This is a genomic window from Mesonia maritima (assembly GCF_042433895.1).
In the GTDB taxonomy this organism is placed as follows: Bacteria; Bacteroidota; Bacteroidia; order Flavobacteriales; family Flavobacteriaceae; genus Mesonia; species Mesonia maritima.
The window spans coordinates 173,267-193,832 of sequence record NZ_JBHLUA010000005.1; the positions used below are offsets into that span (position 1 = coordinate 173,267).

General features: G+C 34.1%; 24 protein-coding genes and 5 tRNA genes. 24 read left to right on the top strand and 5 right to left on the bottom strand.

Annotated features, from left to right (window positions below; translation table 11 throughout):
- Positions 1-23 precede the first annotated feature (23 nt).
- Positions 24-782 (bottom strand): hypothetical protein, encoded by a 759-nt coding sequence (locus ACFFGL_RS04175; protein WP_309728330.1) that lies wholly within the window; start codon positions 780-782, stop codon positions 24-26.
- A gap of 64 nt (positions 783-846) precedes the next feature.
- A complete protein-coding gene (locus ACFFGL_RS04180) occupies positions 847-1,656 on the bottom strand; it encodes a class I SAM-dependent methyltransferase (protein WP_309728744.1) in 810 nt (269 codons plus the stop codon).
- 32 nt (positions 1,657-1,688) lie between these two features.
- On the opposite strand from ACFFGL_RS04180, the gene ACFFGL_RS04185 reads away from it, so the two are divergent.
- On the top strand, positions 1,689-2,180 hold the full coding sequence (locus ACFFGL_RS04185; RefSeq protein ID WP_309728328.1) for a YkgJ family cysteine cluster protein: 492 nt from the start codon (positions 1,689-1,691) through the stop codon (positions 2,178-2,180).
- 3 nt (positions 2,181-2,183) lie between these two features.
- Here the strand turns inward: ACFFGL_RS04185 and ACFFGL_RS04190 are convergent, their stop codons facing one another.
- The 3 genes from ACFFGL_RS04190 to ACFFGL_RS04200 all read right to left on the bottom strand — a co-directional run bounded on the left by ACFFGL_RS04190 (position 2,184) and on the right by ACFFGL_RS04200 (position 4,730).
- Positions 2,184-2,804 (bottom strand): hypothetical protein, encoded by a 621-nt coding sequence (locus ACFFGL_RS04190; protein WP_309728326.1) that lies wholly within the window; start codon positions 2,802-2,804, stop codon positions 2,184-2,186.
- Positions 2,788-3,153, bottom strand: coding sequence for a hypothetical protein (locus ACFFGL_RS04195; protein WP_309728325.1), 366 nt, complete (start codon positions 3,151-3,153; stop codon positions 2,788-2,790). Before ACFFGL_RS04195 ends, ACFFGL_RS04190 begins: the two co-directional genes overlap by 17 nt.
- Positions 3,154-3,515: 362 nt before the next feature.
- On the bottom strand, positions 3,516-4,730 hold the full coding sequence (locus ACFFGL_RS04200; protein ID WP_309728323.1) for an exo-beta-N-acetylmuramidase NamZ family protein: 1,215 nt from the start codon (positions 4,728-4,730) through the stop codon (positions 3,516-3,518).
- 8 nt (positions 4,731-4,738) lie between these two features.
- Between ACFFGL_RS04200 and ACFFGL_RS04205 the strand changes: the two genes are divergently transcribed.
- The 23 genes from ACFFGL_RS04205 to rplJ all read left to right on the top strand — a co-directional run bounded on the left by ACFFGL_RS04205 (position 4,739) and on the right by rplJ (position 20,563).
- Positions 4,739-5,977, top strand: a complete 1,239-nt coding sequence (locus ACFFGL_RS04205) for an ABC transporter permease (RefSeq protein ID WP_309728322.1) — start codon at positions 4,739-4,741, stop codon at positions 5,975-5,977.
- 10 nt (positions 5,978-5,987) lie between these two features.
- Positions 5,988-6,371 carry an acyl-CoA thioesterase gene (locus ACFFGL_RS04210; protein ID WP_309728320.1) on the top strand — a complete coding sequence of 128 codons (384 nt, stop codon included), beginning with the start codon at positions 5,988-5,990 and terminating at the stop codon, positions 6,369-6,371.
- 133 nt (positions 6,372-6,504) lie between these two features.
- Entirely contained in the window at positions 6,505-7,485 is a 981-nt protein-coding gene (locus ACFFGL_RS04215; protein WP_309728319.1) for a PLP-dependent cysteine synthase family protein, read from the top strand.
- Between the two features lie 208 nt (positions 7,486-7,693).
- Positions 7,694-8,380 carry an SGNH/GDSL hydrolase family protein gene (locus ACFFGL_RS04220; RefSeq protein WP_309728317.1) on the top strand — a complete coding sequence of 229 codons (687 nt, stop codon included), beginning with the start codon at positions 7,694-7,696 and terminating at the stop codon, positions 8,378-8,380.
- Entirely contained in the window at positions 8,380-9,663 is a 1,284-nt protein-coding gene (locus ACFFGL_RS04225) for a DUF2851 family protein (RefSeq protein WP_309728316.1), read from the top strand. Before ACFFGL_RS04220 ends, ACFFGL_RS04225 begins: the two co-directional genes overlap by 1 nt.
- Before the next feature lie 14 nt (positions 9,664-9,677).
- A complete protein-coding gene (locus tag ACFFGL_RS04230; RefSeq protein WP_309728314.1) occupies positions 9,678-9,908 on the top strand; it encodes a PspC domain-containing protein in 231 nt (76 codons plus the stop codon).
- Between the two features lie 129 nt (positions 9,909-10,037).
- The gene (locus ACFFGL_RS04235; RefSeq protein ID WP_309728312.1) at positions 10,038-12,143 is read left to right on the top strand and encodes an amino acid carrier protein; all 2,106 of its coding nucleotides are present in this window, start codon (positions 10,038-10,040) and stop codon (positions 12,141-12,143) included.
- Positions 12,144-12,153: 10 nt separating this feature from the next.
- Positions 12,154-13,032 (top strand): ComEA family DNA-binding protein, encoded by an 879-nt coding sequence (locus tag ACFFGL_RS04240; RefSeq protein ID WP_309728310.1) that lies wholly within the window; start codon positions 12,154-12,156, stop codon positions 13,030-13,032.
- 70 nt (positions 13,033-13,102) lie between these two features.
- Entirely contained in the window at positions 13,103-14,272 is a 1,170-nt protein-coding gene (locus ACFFGL_RS04245; RefSeq protein WP_309728308.1) for an acyl-CoA dehydrogenase family protein, read from the top strand.
- 220 nt (positions 14,273-14,492) lie between these two features.
- On the top strand, positions 14,493-14,687 hold the full coding sequence (gene rpsU, locus ACFFGL_RS04250; RefSeq protein ID WP_309728306.1) for a 30S ribosomal protein S21: 195 nt from the start codon (positions 14,493-14,495) through the stop codon (positions 14,685-14,687).
- A 70-nt stretch (positions 14,688-14,757) separates the two neighbouring features.
- Positions 14,758-15,645 (top strand): tyrosine-type recombinase/integrase, encoded by an 888-nt coding sequence (locus ACFFGL_RS04255; protein ID WP_309728304.1) that lies wholly within the window; start codon positions 14,758-14,760, stop codon positions 15,643-15,645.
- A 34-nt stretch (positions 15,646-15,679) separates the two neighbouring features.
- Entirely contained in the window at positions 15,680-15,982 is a 303-nt protein-coding gene (hpf, locus tag ACFFGL_RS04260) for a ribosome hibernation-promoting factor, HPF/YfiA family (protein WP_309728302.1), read from the top strand.
- 112 nt (positions 15,983-16,094) lie between these two features.
- A tRNA-Thr gene (locus tag ACFFGL_RS04265) sits at positions 16,095-16,168 on the top strand.
- Between the two features lie 43 nt (positions 16,169-16,211).
- A tRNA-Tyr gene (locus tag ACFFGL_RS04270) sits at positions 16,212-16,294 on the top strand.
- A 101-nt stretch (positions 16,295-16,395) separates the two neighbouring features.
- A tRNA-Gly gene (locus ACFFGL_RS04275) sits at positions 16,396-16,468 on the top strand.
- Between the two features lie 33 nt (positions 16,469-16,501).
- A tRNA-Thr gene (locus ACFFGL_RS04280) sits at positions 16,502-16,573 on the top strand.
- A 122-nt stretch (positions 16,574-16,695) separates the two neighbouring features.
- Positions 16,696-17,883, top strand: coding sequence for an elongation factor Tu (tuf, locus tag ACFFGL_RS04285; protein WP_309728300.1), 1,188 nt, complete (start codon positions 16,696-16,698; stop codon positions 17,881-17,883).
- A 67-nt stretch (positions 17,884-17,950) separates the two neighbouring features.
- A tRNA-Trp gene (locus tag ACFFGL_RS04290) sits at positions 17,951-18,023 on the top strand.
- A 16-nt stretch (positions 18,024-18,039) separates the two neighbouring features.
- The gene (gene secE / locus ACFFGL_RS04295; protein WP_309728298.1) at positions 18,040-18,237 is read left to right on the top strand and encodes a preprotein translocase subunit SecE; all 198 of its coding nucleotides are present in this window, start codon (positions 18,040-18,042) and stop codon (positions 18,235-18,237) included.
- Positions 18,238-18,249: 12 nt separating this feature from the next.
- Positions 18,250-18,801, top strand: coding sequence for a transcription termination/antitermination protein NusG (gene nusG / locus ACFFGL_RS04300; protein WP_309728296.1), 552 nt, complete (start codon positions 18,250-18,252; stop codon positions 18,799-18,801).
- A 75-nt stretch (positions 18,802-18,876) separates the two neighbouring features.
- On the top strand, positions 18,877-19,314 hold the full coding sequence (gene rplK, locus ACFFGL_RS04305) for a 50S ribosomal protein L11 (protein WP_309728294.1): 438 nt from the start codon (positions 18,877-18,879) through the stop codon (positions 19,312-19,314).
- An 18-nt stretch (positions 19,315-19,332) separates the two neighbouring features.
- On the top strand, positions 19,333-20,031 hold the full coding sequence (rplA, locus tag ACFFGL_RS04310; protein ID WP_309728293.1) for a 50S ribosomal protein L1: 699 nt from the start codon (positions 19,333-19,335) through the stop codon (positions 20,029-20,031).
- A gap of 10 nt (positions 20,032-20,041) precedes the next feature.
- Positions 20,042-20,563 carry a 50S ribosomal protein L10 gene (rplJ, locus tag ACFFGL_RS04315; RefSeq protein ID WP_309728291.1) on the top strand — a complete coding sequence of 174 codons (522 nt, stop codon included), beginning with the start codon at positions 20,042-20,044 and terminating at the stop codon, positions 20,561-20,563.
- Positions 20,564-20,566 lie beyond the last annotated feature (3 nt).

The following is a 20,566-nucleotide window of genomic DNA, read 5'->3' on the forward strand; positions in this document are numbered from 1 at the left end:
AATAATAAGTTTTAAACCGGAAATTACCTTCCGCCGTTAGCTTGTAAATCTAGAATGCATTCGCTGCCTAAATCTGGAATATTATCCCCAAACATTCCCATAATTCCGCTAGAAAATTCTGCTTCAGCTCGCATTAAGCAATTCTCTGTTATACAATGAGCTTCAGCATTTGGATCTTCGTGTTCATTTTGTTGTTCAGAACCAATTCCAACTAAACCTAAGAGATGTCCGAATTCGTGTGTTAAAGTAGTGGTTTCTATACTGGTTTTACTTGGCGCGCCGGGAGCGTTTGTAAAACTAATAATGGTTTCTTGAAAAATAACTATAGAAGTATTTTGGTAAGCAGTTCCTAAGGTATTGCTCGTACCTTCATCACCTTGTTTTTTTCCGTTAGCGAATATTATAAAAACGCTAATTTTATCTTCGGTATTAAAAGAAGTTCGTACATTATTTTCGATAGAACGAATTTGTTCAATGCTATATGGACCTTCAGAATTTAATTCAATTTCCCGCGTATTTATATCAATAGAAGTTTTGTAGGTGCGTTGCTGCAAAAAGCTTTTTAAATTTTGTAAACTTTCATTTTCCGGCTGAAAACCTTCAGGATAAACTACTTCAATTTCCATAGTCGAAAAAATGTCGTTCGCTAATAAATCGTGAGCAGATTGCCCTAAACCTAAATCATTATCGGGAATCCCACTTGAATCCCCACTATCATCACTGCTACAACCTATAAATAGAATTAGACTTAAAAGATAAAAAGTGTATTTAATTTGTTTCATAAGTAGAATTTTAGTTGAATTAGTTTATCAAACTAACAGGAAATCGTTTTATAAAAAAGCGTTTTTAGGAAAGTTTTAGCATTGCTAAATAATCGTAATGTTCTCCTTTTTGAATTAACGAACACGAAAAACCATTCATTTCTGCTGCCAATTGTAAAGATTCAAAATCGATATAAAGCCAATCGAATGGAGTTGAGGTTTCGCCTTTATAGGTTAATTGATATGTTAACTCGCCATAATATTCTTCGGGGTTTACCCAAATTCCGCCATCTTCGTCACGATCGAATAAATAATTTAAGTCAGAAGAATCTAACAAAACTTTTCCGTTAGCCGATAAAATTGTTTTTAAGTGAGTGAAAAATTCGGTGAGGTTTTTTAATTTTCCTACAATACCGATTCCGTTCATTAACATAAGAATCGTATCAAATTTTTCATTTGTACCGCCAAAGGATTTATTATCAAGAGACTTGCCTTCAAATTTTAAAGGATTTTCCGTAGAATATCTCGTGGACTTGTCCTGAAGTAGTTGATTATTTAGGTTGAAAAAATTTTCTACTTCAGCATTTTTAATTCCGCGTAAGCGAGCAATTTCTATAGCTTTTGGTGAAATATCAATCGCTTTTACATTTTTTCCTTTTTCTTGAAGATACAATGCGTGGCTTCCCGCGCAACAACCCACATCGAGTATTTTTCCGCTAGCTAATTCGAGAGCTTTTTGTTCTAAAGTTGGCATTTGCTCAAAATTTCTGAATAAATAATCGGTTGGAATTTCATCATCGTCAAAATCTTCAGAAATTACCGTAATATTTTTCGGGTCGTTATTATGAAAATAATCGGCTACGGCTTTGCCAAAAATGTCGGGTGAGTTCAAAATATAAATCGGTTTCTAATTGTTATCTTTGCCCTATGGAAGAATTTCTTGCACAGTTGCCGGCACTTGCCAAAGATAAACATAAGTCGAATAAAAAGTTTTTTTCGAAGCTAAAAAAGAAGCCTCCTAAAAATTTAGATGTGTTAATGCAGGAATTGCACGACGATGAGTTTGAGCGAACCGATTGTTTAGACTGCGCGAATTGTTGTAAAACTACCGGACCATTATTTACGAATAAAGATATTGAACGTATTGCGAAATTTTTAAAAATGAAACCGCAAGCGTTTATAGATGAATATTTGCGAATTGATGAAGAAAATGATTATGTGTTGCAGCAAGTTCCGTGTACATTTTTAGGGCACGATAATAAATGTTTAATTTATGATGTACGACCAAAAGCTTGCGCAGAATTCCCACATACCGATCGAAAAAAATTTCAGCAGATTTCACATTTAACTTTAAAAAATGTTGCCATTTGTCCAGCTGCTTATAATATTGTAGAAGAAATGAAAAAACGTTTGCCTTAAATTTTATAGTAACAAGCGAATTCCTAACTTGAGATTAATGTAATTTGTTGAATTAAAGAAACCTTGAATTGGTTCCGGTGCTTCAATCGATAGAAAATCTTTTCTAAAATTAGGCGAGAAATAAACGCCAAGTACTTTCCAAAAATGATAGCTAAATTCAGGATTAAACCATACGGTTGTCCCGGTATCTGCAACAATTCTAAAATCATCATTTAGAAAATTTTTATACTTAACCGCCCCGACTCCTGCGCTAATCATAAACCTAAAATCGTTTCTGGGATAAAATTGATATCCTAGTAAGGGACCTATAAAAAAAGTATTTGTCTTATTTTGTCCACCTACTAATTCATTATTTTTTATCCTATTATAGGTGTTTCCGTAATGTAACCCTAGTAGAAATTGCCCGTCTGATAAATTGAAAAAAACTTCTGCATCAATGCCGGTAATGTTCGTAAAAGTCTTGCTCGCAAAATTATCTCCTACAGCAATAGGCTGAGTATATCCAAATTTAAAAACTATGTAATGATCGTCTTGTGGGAATTTATTATTTTCTTCCTGTGAAAATAAATGAGCTGAAATCCCGAAAAAAACTACAAAAATGAAAATATTAATAGGTGAATTCATAATCTACAGTTTTTTCGTTCATTGGTATTTCAATAGTTTGCTCATTTCCGTCATCAATTTTATATAGAAACTTCACACTTACATCCCGTAAAGTTTTAAAACGTTTGGAAAAATCGGGTTCAGCAGCGTTTTGTGTAAAATCATAAGATCGTGCTTCAAAACAATAAAGTGAATTAGGTTCTAGTGAAGTAAAATCAAAAGTGTATCTGCATTGCGTAATAAAATACTGTAATCGCCAGTTTAATTGATGATCTTCAGAAGAAGTTTTTGTGATTTTTAAATTGAGAAAACTTAGCGGTTTTAATTCAATTTGACCGAGTTGATAGATTTCTTTTTGTGGTGTATCCACATAAGCACGCTGAATAGTTGCTGAAGAATAATCTGAAGTATAGGAGTTAACTTTAATTTTATAATCACCATCAAAACTTTCAAACGACGCGAAAGAAAATTCCCCATTACTATTCGTAAAATCTTCTCCTAATTTTTGGTTCTCAATAAAGCTGGTTATACTAATATCAGAAATAGGTTCTCCTGTTGAATTAACAACTTTTCCTTCAATTAAAACACGTTTGTTGTTTTCAATTTCGGGTTAACAAGTAACAAGCAATAAATTGAAAAATATTGCCCAGTATTTTATTTTCATGGTGTCTTTTATTTGAAGATATCCAAAGTTAAGAATAGTTGCGTAGCCTAACGTGAATTAATATAAAATTAATATAGCAGGTATTTTTTCCGCATTTCTAGGTAATTCTCCAAGCCATTTTTCCAAGTGGCTTTAATTTCTTTTTCACTCATTCCGGCTTCAATCTGTTGCTGAAGTTTTGCTGTTCCCGCCAATTTTTCAAAGAAATTATTAAAGAATTCTTTCTTATTTGTAGTGTGTTCGTAAGCTTTTAGTAACCACGATAAATTAATTGCTGAAAATTTTTCTGCAGAAGATAAATTCATTCCGTAGCAAGTTTGCCCTTCATTTTTAGGATATTTTGCGCCTTCATTTGGTTTTGGAATATAGCTATACTCAAAAAATGAAGCTGGTAAATCTGGAGATCCAAATACTTGAAATTGTAAATCGGTTCCGCGACCGGCATTTACGTTTGTTCCTTCAAAAAAACATAAACTCGGGTAGAGGTTAATCGCTTGATCATTCGGTAAATTAGGAGAAGGTTTTATGGGTAATGAATAAGTTTTTTGATGAGCGTAATTTTTCATTTTTATGACCATTAAATCACAAATTGCTTCATTTTTCAACCATTTTTCACCATTAATCATTTGTGCATATTCGCCAATCGTCATTCCGTGGACAATCGGTACCGGATGCATCCCAACAAAACTTTTATATTCTTTTTCTAAAATCGGTCCGTCAATATAATGTCCATTCGGGTTTGGTCGATCTAAAATTAACACTGGAATACTTTCTTCAGCGCAGGCTTCCATGACATAATGAAGAGTAGAAATATAGGTGTAAAAACGAACGCCAACATCTTGAATATCAAAAATTAAAAAATCAATTCCTTTTAATTGTTCTGCACTTGGCTTTTTATTACTTCCGTAGAGCGAAACAAGCGGAAGTCCGGTTTTTTTATCGATACCATCAACTACTTTTTCGCCGGCATCTGCCTTTCCGCGAAAGCCGTGTTCAGGAGAAAAAACTTTTTGAATGTTTACATTCCGTTTTAAAAGTGAATCTACCAAATGCGTATAATCGCCATTTTCTTTAAAGATTACCGAGGTTTGGTTGCCCACAATAGCGACATTTTTTCTATTCAGTAATGGCAAATAGGCTTCGGTTTGATTGGCACCAACTATAATTTTTTTAGCTTTTTTTGAAAAATTAGCCGATTTATTTTCTTTTTTTGTTTGCGCTTGGCACGAAACGATAGCCAAAACCAGAATAAAAAATGTATTTTTGAACAACGTGTAAAACATAATCACTTTTGAATTTCGAATTTTTTATTTCTAAACGCCTCATCAGCGCAAAAGATTATAAAAGTAGTATTTCGGCACCAATAATAAAAATTGCGGTTACCGCAATTGCTATTGGCGTGATTATGATGCTCGTTTCGGTTGCCACCGGCGTTGGTCTTCAACAAAAGATTAGAGATAAAATTGCCGCTTTTAACGGGCATATTTCCATCGGGAATTTAGATAATAACAATTCGCAAATTTCGATGGTTCCGATTTCTACCGATCAAGATTTTTATCCTGAATTTAATGAAGTTGAAGGCATAAATCACATTCAAGCCGTAGCTACAAAATATGGTGTTATTCGAACCGAAACAGATTTTGAAGGAATTGTGGTGAAAGGCGTTGGGCCAGATTATCGTTGGGATTACTTAGAAGAATATTTAGTAGAAGGGAAGTTGCCGACTTATAACAAAAAAGGCTACAGCAAAGAAATTTTGATTTCACACTATTTAGCAAATCGTCTAGGATTTCAATTAGGTGATAAAGTGATTGTCTATTTTATGAACGATGGTTATCAAGAACGTCCTCGACCTAGAGATTTTATCATTTCAGGTATTTTTAATTCAGGATTTCAAGAATTTGATGAAACTTATCTCATCGCAGACATCAATCAAATAAAAAATCTTAATAAATGGGAAAAAAATGAAGTCGGTAATTTTGAAGTTTTTATAGACGATTTCACACAAATAGATGAGAAAGGCGGCGAAGTTTACCAACATATTGATTCCTTTCTTGATGCTAAAACCATAAAGCAAGCTTATCCTTCAATTTTTGAATGGCTTTCTTTATTCGATTTTAATATTGCCCTTATTATTGGGATTATGATTATCGTTTCCGGAATTAATATGATTACCGCATTACTCGTTTTAATTCTTGAACGAACCCAAATGATCGGCATGCTAAAAGCGCTCGGAAGCACCGATTGGAGCGTCCGGAAAATATTTCTTTACAATGCCGGTTACCTCATTATTAAAGGACTTTTTTGGGGAAATTTAATCGGCCTTGGGTTGCTTTTTTTACAAAAATATTTTAAGCTCATTCCGCTAAATCCAGAAACGTATTACGTTACCGAAGCTCCGGTTTACATCAATTGGGAGTATGTACTTTTAATCAATTTCGGGACGCTATTATTATGTTTATTAATGTTGCTTATTCCTTCATATATTATTACTAAAATAACACCAGCAAAATCAATTCGATTTGAATAAAAATTCAAAAATGACATTAGAAGAGAAAATAAAAAAATCAAAAACTACAATTTTTAAAGCAGTTTTTCCAAGTACCACAAATCATTACGATACACTTTTTGGTGGTACTGCAATGCAATTAATGGACGAAACGGCTTTTATAACTGCTACACGTTTTAGTCGTCAACCTATGGTAACAGTAAGTAGTGATCGTATCGATTTTAAAAAACCAATTCCAGCCGGAACTATTGTAGAACTATCAGGTCGAGTAACTTATCTAGGAAATACAAGCATAAAAGTAAGGGTAGATATTTTTATTGAACAAATGTATGAAGATCATCGAGAGAAGGCAGTTTCCGGTGAATTTACTTTTGTAGCGATAGATGAAAACAAAAAACCCACTCAAATTTTATAGTTAATAGAAGCTTGTGTATTTTTTTCCGTTTTAATAAAAAAAGATGCAGTTTCCATCGCTAACCCGAATTCTGTTATCCTAAATTACTTTTCTATATTTGCAGCTCTATTTTCAGCACACGAAAAAAATAACTATGGATTATAAAGAAAATATTTTAGGAACTATCGGAAACACGCCGCTGGTGAAAATTAATAAACTCGTTGAAGATATTCCTGCTTTAGTACTTGCTAAATATGAAACCTTTAATCCGGGGAATTCGGTAAAAGATCGTATGGCGGTAAAAATGATTGAAGATGCCGAAAAAGAAGGACTCATAAAACCCGGTGGAACAATCATAGAAGGAACTTCAGGAAATACGGGAATGGGCTTAGCTTTAGCCGCGATTATTAAAGGCTACAAAATGGTTTGCGTAATTGCCGATAAACAAAGTAAAGAGAAAATTGATATTTTACGGGCTGTTGGAAGCGAAGTTATAGTTTGCCCAACCGATGTAGAACCCGAAGATCCAAGATCATATTACTCAACTTCAAAACGTTTAGCTGAAGAAACACCAAATTCTTGGTATGTAAATCAGTATGATAATTTATCGAATGCAAAAGCGCATTACGAAAGTACCGGACCCGAAATTTGGGAACAAACCGACGGGAAAATCACTCATTTTGTGGTTGGTGTTGGAACCGGCGGAACGATTTCCGGTGTCGGGAAATATTTAAAAGAAAAGAATCCCAACATTAAAATTTGGGGAATCGATACGTATGGTTCAGTTTTTAAAAAATATCACGAAACGGGCGAGTTTGATGAAAATGAAATTTATCCTTACGTAACCGAAGGAATTGGCGAAGATATTCTTCCAAAAAATGTGAATTTTGATATCATCGATGGGTTCACCAAAGTAACCGATAAAGATGCGGCGGTTTATACACGACGTTTAGCAAAAGAAGAAGGAATGTTTTTAGGAAATTCTGCAGGAGCCGCGATGAAAGGTTTATTGCAACTAAAAGAACATTTCAAAAAAGATGATGTTGTGGTGGTATTATTTCACGATCACGGAAGTCGTTATGTCGGAAAAATCTATAATGACGAATGGATGAAAAAACAAGGATTTTTAGACTAACGCAAACTAAAAATTAATTAAAAATCCTATCGAAATTTCGGTGGGATTTTTTTGTTTTTAATATTTAACGATTTTTAGAAAATTACTGGTAATTTTATTTTACTTGTAAAAGACTTTAGGTTTACCAGAAAATAAAATGGAATATAAATTGCCAGTCTTGTTTCCGCCAAAATAAGTAACTTTAGTTTTCACTTTTTAAAATTTTAAGATGAAGAATTGGCTTTTATTGGCTTTCGCAATAATTTTTTTCTCGAGTTGCGGGTCGATTTCAGAAATTTCAGAAAATAAAAAATCGTTAAGTTATTTAGCCTTAGGTGATTCTTATACTATTGGCGAACGTGTAGCCGAAGAAAAACGCTGGCCGATTCAGTTAGCTGAAGCCTTGCGGGAAGATGGCTTTTCAATTCAATCTCCAAAAATAATAGCCAAAACCGGTTGGCGAACCGACGAATTACTTTCGGCGATGAATAAGGAATTAAGTAATGAAAAATACGATTTAGTTTCGGTGTTAATCGGTGTAAACAATCAATATCAAGGAAAATCTATTGAAACTTATCAGGAAGAATTAGAGCGAATTTTAGAAGAAGCCATTACCCATTCCAAATTCGGAAAGGAAGGCGTTTTTGTGCTAAGCATTCCCGATTATGGTGTCACGCCTTTTGGTCTCAAATCTGATAAGCAAAATATTAGTAAAGAAGTAGCTGAATTTAATAAAGTTTGTAAAGCAACTTGTCGAGATTTTGGTATTCCATTTTATAACATAACCGATATTTCTCTGGAAGCCGAAACTGATTCTACTTTAGTAGCCGATGACGGTTTGCATCCAAGCGGTGAAATGTATAAGCGTTGGGTGACAAAAATTCTTCCGCAGGTAAAAGCATTAATCAAAAATTAATGCAAGAAGCTTTTTTACATTACTGTTGGAAGTTTAAAAAGTTCGATTTTTTGAATGCTGAAACGAGTGCCGGAGAAAATATTCAGCTTTTATCGGTCGGGCAACATAATGAAAGTGAATCGGGTCCAGATTTTTTTAACGCCAAACTAAAAATTGACGAACAAGTTTGGGCAGGAAATGTAGAAATTCATTTAAAATCGAGCGATTGGTATGCGCATCATCATGAAAAAGATACAAATTATGATAATGTGATTTTGCACGTGGTTTGGAAACATGATGTTGAAATTTACAGAAAAAATAATACTGAAATTCCTTGTTTAGAACTGAAAAATTATGTTCCGCCTAAATTTATTTCCAATTATAAAAATTTATTGCAAAGTAATTATAGGTGGATAAATTGTGAAAATGAGTTTCATGAATTTCCAGATTTTTTACTTCAGCATTGGTTAGAGCGCCTTTTTATAGAACGCTTGGAAGAAAAATCGGAGCGAATTTTAAAATTGCTTGCCGAAAGTAACACCAATTGGGAAGCGGTTTTATTCCAGTTATTGGCCAAAAACTTCGGCTTAAATAAAAACGGAAATGCTTTTTTGGAAATGGCGGGAAGTATTCCGTTTTCAGCAGTTCAAAAAACTGAGGATGTTTTTCAGTTAGAAGCGATCTTTTTTGGTCAGGCAAATATGTTAGAAGAAGAAAAAGAAGATGCGTATTATAACCAACTTCGAAAAGAATATAAATATTTAAAGCGAAAATTTCATTTAAAAAAACATTCGCATATACAAGTGGAATATTTTAGATTGCGACCGTCTAATTTTCCTACCATCCGTTTATCGCAATTAGCAATGTTCTATGGAAACGCACAGCATTTATTCAGTAAAATTATTCAAGAAAATTCTTTAGATAAAATTTATCAGCTCTTAGAAGTGGAAACTTCAGCGTATTGGAAATCACATTATTCTTTCGGGAAAGAAAGTAAAGAGAAATCGAAAAAAGTTTCTAAAAATTTCATCAATTTAGTAATTATAAATACGCTTGTTCCGCTTAAATTTTGTTATCAGAAATATATAGGGAAAAATAATTCTGAAGAACTTGTTGAGTTGATGCGAGAACTTCCTGCTGAGAAAAATTCAGTTATAAAAAAGTTTAATTCACTTAGAAAGAAAACCGCGACAAATGCTTTAGAATCACAAGCTTTATTACAACTTAAACCAAATTACTGCGACAAAAATCGTTGTTTACATTGTAAATTAGGACTTTCGCTCTTGCAGAAAACGAGGGATTAAGCTATTTTTGTGTTATGCTAAAATTGGTGTATCGAATTCGCTATTATTTTGAGCGGAATGGTTTTTACGTAAGTTCACGATTAGCCGATCGTTTAGGAATGCGCGTAAAAAGTGTACGTCTTTTTTTTATTTATCTTTCTTTTGCCACTTTTGGTATTGGTTTCGCCTTCTATTTAACCTTAGCGTTTTGGTTACGTTTAAAAGATTTGGTGTACACAAAACGAACCTCAGTTTTTGATTTATAATACAAATATCCGATTTTTTAACATCTTCTTTACATTTTAACCTCTAACTCTTTGAAAAAGCCCAATTTTTTAAGATATTGGGCCATCAATTAACTTAAATATTCAATTGTAACAAAATAAAGGTAACTTATGAGGAGGAAGTATTTACTTTCAACACTGCTATTATTTGCAGCAATTATCGGTCTTTACGGCCAAGAAAATGAAAACAATAATCAGGAATTAGAGGTAGAAGCTGAGTTAGGAAATCCATCTAGTTTAATTAATGACGGATTTATTGATTTAAAAGTGACCGGAGGAGTTCCACCTTATACTTATAAATGGACTAATCCTGAGACCTCCTTAAAATCGAATAAAGCCACAGGTTTAATAGAAGGAGTTCCTTATGATGTGGTGATTACCGATGCCAATCAAAATACCATTACAAAGTCTTATCGAATTGAAGCAGAATCGATCACAGAAAATTTTAACGGCTTTTTTGCTCCTATTGTGGAAAATATGGGAGCAATTTTATTTTGGGATCCTTTTGCCGCACTAGGAATTTATGATCCTGTAGTATATGCTGAAGAAAAATTAGTTCCTATTCCAGAATGGACCGCGAAAACCGAAAGTGTTTCTACCTTAAAACGCTGGTTAAAACCAGAAGGTTCTAAAGTTAGTAAAGGGGAAGAAATAGCAATTGTTTCTAAAGATACGGGTGAAGAAGAAACCGTTTATGCGTTAGCCGGAGGAGAATTAAAATATTTAGTAAAAGAAGGTGGTGTAATTTTTAACCCGAACAATACCGAAGATGTTATTGAACAAGGAGCGCATTATTTAGCTGAAATTAAATATGAAAATCCTGTACCCTTAACACACCCAAATGGAGACCTCAAGAAAAACGCAATTCCATTTATTGTGGTTTGGTTAATTTTAGGAGCATTCTTCTTTACGTTAAGAATGGGCTTTATTAATATTCGCGGATTTAGACACTCTTTAGATTTAGCAAAAGGAAAATATGACGATCCAAATGCACCGGGAACAATTACTCACTTTCAAGCTTTAGCAACTGCAGTTTCTGCAACCGTTGGTTTAGGGAATATTGCGGGAGTTGCCGTAGCTATTTCACTTGGTGGAGCCGGAGCAACTTTTTGGATGATTATTGCCGGTTTACTTGGTATGTCTTCTAAATTCGTTGAATGTACTTTAGGGGTAAAATATAGATTTATAGATGCTGAAGGAAGAATTTTTGGTGGACCGATGAATTATTTACGTTACGGATTAGAAAAACGTAACATGAAAGGTCTTGGTAAATTTCTTGCAGGTTTCTTCGCGATTTTAGGTGTAGGAGCTTCTTTTGGTGGTGGAAATATGTTCCAATCTAACCAATCGTTTGAAATTTTATCAGGTCAATTTCCAATGCTAGAAGGAAACGGATTTCTTTTCGGATTAGTTGTAGCAGTATTAGTTGGAGTCGTAATTATCGGTGGAATTAACAGTATTGCAAAAGTAACTGGAAAAGTAGTTCCTTTTATGGCAATTGTTTACGTTTTAGGTTCGTTAACTGTAATTGCTTTTAATATTGAAAATATTGGTCCAGCATTTTCAGCGATCTTTAATGGAGCTTTCTCTCCAAATGCTTTAAAAGGAGGAATTTTAGGTGTGTTAATTGTAGGTTTCCAACGTGCAGCGTTTTCAAACGAAGCGGGTGTTGGTTCAGCGGCAATTGCGCATAGTGCGGCGAAAACAAATCATCCGCCATCAGAAGGTTTTGTTGCTTTACTAGAGCCATTTATCGATACCGTAGTTGTTTGTACACTTACGGCGTTGGTATTAATTTTTACCGGAATGCACGAAGTTGAAGGAGTTGGTGGTGTAGAATTAACTTCTGCAGCATTTGCGAGTGTAATTTCTTGGTTCCCTTATGTACTTGCAGCAGCGGTTTTCTTATTTGCTTTTTCAACGATGATTTCTTGGTCTTACTACGGAATGAGAGCGTGGACGTATTTATTCGGAAAGAGTAAAAAATCGGAAATGTTGTATAAATTAATTTTCTGTATTTTCGTTGTAGTAGGTTCTTCTATTAGTTTAGGAGCTGTTTTAGATTTTTCAGATATGATGATTCTCGCGATGTCATTCCCTAATATTATTGGACTTTACATAATGTCTGGTGAAGTTAGAGAAGATTTAAAAGAATACTTCAAAAAACTTAAAAACGGAGAATTGTTTAAAAAAGAAAAGGCTACAAAGATGTCTTAAAAAATAAAGTATGAATTATAGAAAATCCCATTTTGCTTTCAACAAAAGTCAGCGAAATGGGATTTTTTTATTGGTAATTATTATTCTCATTTTATTCTACGGAATGTATTATGTAAATAATTCTTCCAGTTTTAATATATTTTCAACTAATGAAGATTCGTTGGTTTCCTTTCAGCATTATATTGATTCTTTAAAGTTGAAGAAGAAAGAAAAGGAAACGTATAAAATTTATCCTTTCAACCCCAATTTCATTACTGATTATAAAGGCTACGTTTTAGGAATGACTCCAGCAGAAATTGATCGTTTGCATGAATTCCGCGAAAAAGATAAATGGATAAATTCTAAAGCTGATTTTAAAAAAGTAACCGGCGTTTCAGATTCTTTATTAAATGAAATTTCTCCTTATTTCAAATTTCCAGATTGGGTAATAGAAAAACGAAAGAGAGAAAAAACAAAGACTGCTGAAAAAACAGAACTTTCTTTCAGGGAGAAAAAAGATTTAAATTCTGCAACTAAAAAAGAATTACAAAAAATTAATGGAATAGGAGAGGCGTATTCTACGAGAATTATTCGCTACCGAACTAAAATAGGTGGTTTTGTAGATGATATTCAATTAAAAGATATTTATGGTTTAGATTATAAAACCGAGCAAAAAGTCTTAGAGAAATTTACAGTTAAAAATCCGCCAGAGATTCAAAAAATCGATATTAATAAAGCTACACTTATTCAGCTTTCAGAAATAATCTATTTTAATTATGAGCTTGCAAGGGAAATTATTGATTATCGAATTTTAAATGAAGGAATCGATACTTTTGAGGAATTGGCAAAAATAGATGACTTTCCAAGCCATAAAATAGATAGAATAAAATTATATTTGCAAATCAAGTAGAAATTGACAATATAAAACGGAAAATTATTATATTTTCAGTTTCAATAAATAATCGCTTAAAAGAAAAATAATGAACAGCATGTATTTTACAGAAGAACACGAGCTTTTTAGAAAAAGCCTTCAGGAATTTCTTCAAAAGGAAGTCGTTCCTCATATAGATAAATGGGAAAAAACCGGCACCATAGAACGTTTCATCTGGGAGAAATTCGGAGAAATGGGCTATTTCGGTCTTAATTATCCTGAAGAATACGGCGGTTTAGATTTAGATATTTTCTACACGGTTATTTTCTTAGAAGAACTTCAAAAAATAAATTCAGGCGGTTTTGCAGCTGCAATGTGGGCGCACGCATATTTAGCAATGACGCACCTTAACAAAGAAGGTGACCATAGAATTAAAGAGAAATATTTAGCGCCAAGTATTACGGGTGAAAAAATTGGTTGTCTTTGTATAACCGAGCCTTTTGGCGGTTCAGATGTTGCGGGAATGAAAAGTACTGCAATTAAAAAAGGCGATAAATACATTATAAATGGTTCAAAAACATTTATAACTAATGGTGTTTATTCAGATTATTTGGTAGTAGCTGCAAAAACTAATCCTGAATTAGGAAATAAAGGAATGAGCATCTTTGTTCTCGATAGAGATATGAAAGGAATTTCAGCAACAAAATTAGATAAATTAGGTTGGCGCGCTTCAGATACTGCAGAAATAGCGTTTACGGATGTTGAGGTTCCTGCTGAAAATTTAATGGGCGAAGAAGGGCAAGGTTTTCCATATATAATGCAACATTTTGCATTAGAGCGTTTAATTATGGGAATTAATTCCCACGCGAGAGCAGAATATGCTTTAAAATACGCGTTAGAATATATGGCAGATCGTACGGCTTTTGGTAAAACCATCGATAAATTTCAGGCTTTACGTCACAAAGCTGCAGATATTGCTAGTGAAGTGGAAATGTGTAAAGAGTTTAACTACTCGATAGCAAAGCGTTTAAATGAAGGCGAATATGTTGTGAAAGAAGCGAGTATGTCTAAATTAATGTCGACTAAAATTGCCGATCAAGCCATTTACGATTGCCTTCAATTTTTAGGCGGTTATGGTTATATGGAAGATTATCCGTTAGCAAGAATGTTACGCGATAGTCGTTTAGGACCTATCGGCGGAGGAACTTCTGAAATTTTGAGAGAAATTATCGCTAAAATGATAATCGACAAAAAAGAATACAAACCAGCGGCGAAGTAATTTTTTAGATTATTTTTTTAGCGAAAATTGGCAATTTTTATCGCTAAAATGATAATCAACAAAGTAATTTTTCAGGAATATTTTTTAACAGCTCGTCTTTAATTGCCTGAACACGAGCTGTTTTAGTTTTATGAAAAATAATTTAGAGTCAAGTTGCAAATTTGAAAATTAGTATTATTTTTGCCGCTTGCAATTGCAAAAGAAAGGAGGTGATGAACACATGTTAGTTATACCAGTTAAAGACGGAGAAAACATAGAACGAGCGTTAAAGCGTTTTAAACGTAAATTCGACCGTACAAAAACAATGCGTCAGTTACGTGAGCGCCAAACTTTTACGAAGCCTTCTGTAGCAAAAAGAGCAAAGGTTCAGAAAGCGCAGTACATTCAGCACTTAAGAGATCAAGAAAACATCTAATTAAGGAGTTGAGAAATAGATAACTGTTGATTGATAAAGTTTAGTAACTTTGTTAGTCAACAGTTTTTTTATGCCATTTTCTCAATTCATAGAATACCTTCGGTTCGAAAAAAAATATTCCGAACATACCATTCTCGCCTATCAAAAAGACCTCGAAAATTTTGCTAAATTTGTTCAAGCTAATTTTGAAGTTCAAGATTTAACCACAGTAAATTATTCTATTATCCGTTCTTGGGTTATTCACTTATCTGAAAAAGGAATTAATAGCCGAAGTATAAATCGAAAGATATCTTCCTTAAAAGCATATTATAAATTTTTGCTGAGAACGCATCAAATTGAACAAACACCTTTAGCAAAACACAAAGCATTAAAAACCGAAAAGAAAATTCAAGTTCCGTTTTCTCAAAAAGAGTTAGAAGAAGGTTTAGCCTTATTAAATGAAGATAATTTTGAAGCCTTACGTGATAAACTTATCATCGAGTTGCTTTATACAACGGGGATGCGACGTGCAGAATTAATAAATATAAAACTCCAGAATATTTCCATTGCTCAAGAGACTGTAAAAATTTTAGGAAAAAGAAACAAAGAAAGAATTCTTCCCTTACTTCCTTTTGTAATTGAAACCCTAAAAAAATATATAAAAAAGCGAAATGAACTCAATAAAATTGAAGATGAAACGTTCTTATTAATAACCAGCAAAGGTTCTAAAATATATGAGACGCTTGTTTACCGAACCATAACAAATTATTTTAGTAAGGTTTCAACTAAAACAAAAAGGAGTCCACATATTATTAGACACACCTTTGCGACGCATCTGCTTGATGAAGGAGCAAATTTAAATGATGTAAAAGTGTTGTTAGGTCACGCTAGTTTAGCTTCCACGCAAGTGTACACACATAATAGCATGGCAGCTTTAAGTAAAGTATATAAAAATTCACACCCGCGGAATAAAAATTAACCTTAACCTGAATATTAACTAAACACTAAATTTTATGAAAGTAACTGTTCAATCCGTAAATTTCAATGCAGACCAAAAATTAATCAATTTTGTAGAGCAAAAATTGAATAAGCTTGAAAACCGTTTCGATAAGATTATTTATGCTGATGTATTCCTAAAATTGGAGAATACCAATGAGCCGGAAAATAAAATAACAGAAATTTTAATAAGTGTTCCAGGAAATGAATTAGTAGTTAAAAAAACGAATAAAAAATTTGAAGAAGGTGTAGATGAGGGAGTTAACACACTTCTTAGACAGCTTCAAAAGCGAAAAGAGAAGATAAGAGCCTACGCTTAGAAAACTTTTTTTGAAAAAAAAATAAAAAAGTTTTGTAGAAATAATAAACAGTCTTATATTTGCAGTCCGTTATCGATAACGGGCTTTTTTTAGTGAAAAGTTGAACTAAAAAGCCGATGTAGCTCAGCTGGCTAGAGCAGCTGATTTGTAATCAGCAGGTCGTGGGTTCGAGTCCCTCCATCGGCTCTGTTCTATGAAATTTTGATTTGATTGATGAATAATCAAATTTGGGGAGATACTCAAGCGGCCAACGAGGACAGACTGTAAATCTGTTGTCTTTAGACTTCGCAGGTTCGAATCCTGCTCTCCCCACAATAATTTCTTAAATAGAAATTGTATTAAAGTTAACGCTTTAAGGTCGCTGAGCATTAGCGCGGTGATTCATTAATTTACGGAATATAATTCCAGGTAATGCGGGAGTAGCTCAGTTGGTAGAGCGTCAGCCTTCCAAGCTGAATGTCGCCGGTTCGAACCCGGTCTCCCGCTCTTTAAATTCTTTAGAGAGTTTAAGAGTTTTACGCCGACGTAGCTCAGGGGTAGAGCGTTTCCTTGGTAAGGAAGAGGTCACGAGTTCAAATCTCGTCGTTGGCTCTATTTTGAAGGAGTGATTTCGTTGCAGATAGTTTAAAAACCTGGCTCTCTTGAGCTTTAGGTTTTTTGTATTGAATAAAATTGAACACTAATATATAACTAAGATTAAATAAGTATTAATTATGGCAAAGGAAACTTATGATCGTTCCAAACCGCACTTGAATATTGGTACGATTGGACACGTAGATCACGGAAAAACGACTTTAACAGCAGCAATTACAAAAGTAATGGCTGATGCTGGATATTCAGAAGCTAGTGCATTTGATCAAATTGATAATGCTCCGGAAGAAAAAGAAAGAGGTATTACAATTAACTCTTCTCACGTAGAATACCAAACTGCAAATCGTCACTATGCGCACGTTGACTGTCCAGGTCACGCCGATTATGTGAAGAATATGGTTACTGGTGCTGCTCAGATGGACGGTGCTATTCTTGTAGTTGCGGCTACAGATGGTCCAATGCCACAAACTCGTGAGCATATCTTATTAGGTCGTCAGGTAGGTATTCCTAGAATTGTTACTTTCTTGAATAAAGTAGACTTAGTAGATGATGAGGAATTATTAGAGCTTGTTGAAATGGAAGTTAGAGATTTACTTTCTTTCTACGAGTATGATGGAGATAATGCTCCTGTAATTTCTGGGTCAGCTTTAGGTGCTTTAGAAGGTGAAGAAAAATGGTCTAAAACTGTTTTAGATCTTATGGAAGCAGTAGATGAGTGGATTGAATTGCCTCAACGTGATGTTGATAAGGAATTCTTAATGCCTATCGAAGATGTATTCTCAATTACTGGACGTGGTACAGTTGCAACTGGTCGTATTGAAACTGGTGTAGCTAATACTGGAGATCCTGTAGAAATTATCGGAATGGGAGCTGAGAAATTAACCTCTACAATTACAGGGGTTGAGATGTTCCGTAAGATTCTTGATAGAGGTGAAGCTGGAGATAACGTTGGTATCTTGTTAAGAGGTATTGAGAAATCTCAAATTTCAAGAGGTATGGTTATCTGTAAGCCAGGTTCTGTAACTCCTCACGCTAAATTTAAAGCAGAGGTTTATATCTTGAAAAAAGAAGAAGGTGGTCGTCACACACCATTCCATAATAACTACCGCCCCCAGTTTTACGTACGTACTACTGATGTAACAGGTACGATTAATCTTCCTGATGGAGTAGAAATGGTAATGCCAGGTGATAACTTAACAATTACTGTAGAGCTTATCCAAACAATTGCGATGAATGTAGGTTTACGTTTCGCGATTCGTGAAGGAGGTAGAACAGTAGGTGCTGGACAGGTTACTGAAATTTTAGACTAAAAAAATAGTCAATTAATATACCAAAGTTAAGGTGTTCCGTGAGAACGGAATACCTTGACTTGTATCTACGGGTTTAGCTCAGTTGGTAGAGCACTGGTCTCCAAAACCAGGTGTCGGGAGTTCGAGCCTCTCAACCCGTGCAAATACAGAATAACGATGGCAGGAATTGTAAATTATATATCACAATCATACGATGAATTAAAAAACCACGTAACTTGGCCTTCATTTGCTGAAGCGCAAAGATTATCGGTTTTAGTTCTTGTGTTTTCAATTATTTTTTCTTTAGCAATTTGGGGAGTAGACACGGTTTTCGGTGAGTTAGTCGAAGAATACTTCATCTGGGTAAAATCCTAAAACTTAATTGCAATGGCTGAAGATAAATTGAAAAAATGGTATGTAGTCCGCTCTGTTAGCGGTCAGGAAAATAAAATCAAAGACTATATTGAGAAAGAAATAGCTCATCAGGGTCTTGAAGATTATGTAGAAGATATATTAGTTCCTACAGAGAAAGTTATTCAAATTCGTAACGGGAAAAAAATAAATAAAGAACGTGTTTATTTTCCAGGTTACGTTATGGTAAAGGCGAATTTAGGAGGAGAAATTCCTCACATCATAAAAGGAATAAATGGAGTAATTGGATTTCTTGGTGAAACAAAAGGAGGAGATCCTGTTCCCTTAAGGAAATCTGAAGTTAACAGAATGCTAGGGAAAGTTGATGAGTTGTCTGTGAAGACTGATAATGTTGCTATTCCTTATACGGTAGGTGAAACGATAAAAGTGATCGATGGTCCTTTTAATGGTTTTAATGGTACTGTAGAAAAAGTAAATGAAGAGAAACGTAAGCTTGAGGTAATGGTTAAGATTTTCGGAAGAAAAACACCGTTAGAGCTTAGTTACATGCAAGTAGAGAAAGTTTAAGTTGTTACGCTTATATAATTAGAATTATTCTTAATGCTTCCACTTTTAAAAATAATTCAAATTAAAAATTAAAAAATGGCAAAAGAAGTAAGTAAGGTTGTAAAACTACAAGTACGCGGAGGTGCGGCTAATCCTTCACCACCAGTTGGACCTGCTTTAGGTGCTGCCGGAGTAAATATCATGGAATTCTGTAAGCAATTCAATGGTCGTACTCAAGATAAGGCAGGAAAAGTATTGCCGGTTGTGATTACAGTTTATAAAGATAAGTCTTTCGACTTTGTTATAAAAACTCCACCCGCGGCCGTTCAAATATTAGAAGCAGCTAAAACTAAGAAGGGATCAGGTGAACCTAACCGTAAGAAAATAGCTAGTGTTTCTTGGGATCAAGTAAGAGCTATCGCCGAAGATAAAATGCAAGACTTAAATGCATTTACTGTAGAATCAGCTATGAAAATGGTTGCAGGTACAGCTCGTTCAATGGGAGTAACTATCAAAGGTGATGCACCGTTTTAATCCAAAAAGAAATTAAGAATGGCAAAGTTGACAAAAAAGCAAAAGGAAGTGCAAGCAAAAGTAGATAATTCTAAATTATATACCGTTGCAGAAGCTTCTGCTTTAGTAAAAGATATATCTAACGTAAATTTTGATCCTTCCGTAGATTTAGCAGTTCGTTTAAATGTAGACCCGCGTAAAGCTAACCAAATGGTTAGAGGTGTAGTTACATTACCACACGGAACAGGTAAAGATGTAAAGGTATTAGCACTTGTAACTCCAGATAAAGAACAAGAAGCTAAAGATGCAGGAGCAGATTACGTAGGATTAGATGAGTACCTCGAAAAAATTAAAGGAGGTTGGACAGATGTAGATGTAATTATTACCATGCCAAGCGTAATGGGTAAATTAGGACCATTAGGTAGAATTTTAGGACCTAGAGGTTTAATGCCTAACCCAAAAACAGGAACAGTAACAATGGATATTTCTAAAGCTGTTTCTGATGTAAAAGCTGGTAAAATTGACTTTAAAGTTGATAAAACCGGAATTGTACACGCGGCAATTGGTAAAGCATCATTCGACGCAGAGAAAATCGCAGGTAACGCAAGAGAATTATTAACTACGCTAGTAAAGTTGAAGCCTCAGGCTGCAAAAGGTATTTACATAAAGAGCATTCATATGTCTAGTACCATGAGCCCGAGTGTGGCAATTGACACTAAAAAGTTTACTGAGCAATAATTAAGTTATTATGACAAGAGAAGAAAAATCACAAGTAATAAAAGATTTAACTGCCCAGTTAGCTGACACTTCAACGATTTATTTAGCAGATATTTCTGGTTTAGATGCAGGAACAACTTCTAATTTACGTAGAGCTTGTTTCAAAGCTAATGTGAAGTTATCGGTAGTTAAAAATACTTTGTTAGCAAAAGCGATGGAAGCAGCCGAAAAAGATTTCGGTGAGTTACCATCAACTTTAAAAGGCAATACCTCTATTATGATTGCTGAAACTGGTAATGCGCCAGCTAAAGTAATTAAAGAGTTTAGAAAGAAAAACGAAAAACCACTTCTTAAAGGAGCTTTTATAGATGAAGCTATTTATGTTGGAGATGATTATTTAGAAGCATTATCTAACATCAAATCTAAAGAAGAGGTTATCGGAGATATTATTGGATTACTTCAATCACCAACTAAAAATGTTATTTCAGCACTTAAGTCTGGTGGAAGTAAACTTTCAGGTATCTTAAAAACGCTTTCTGAAAAAGAAGCATAAATT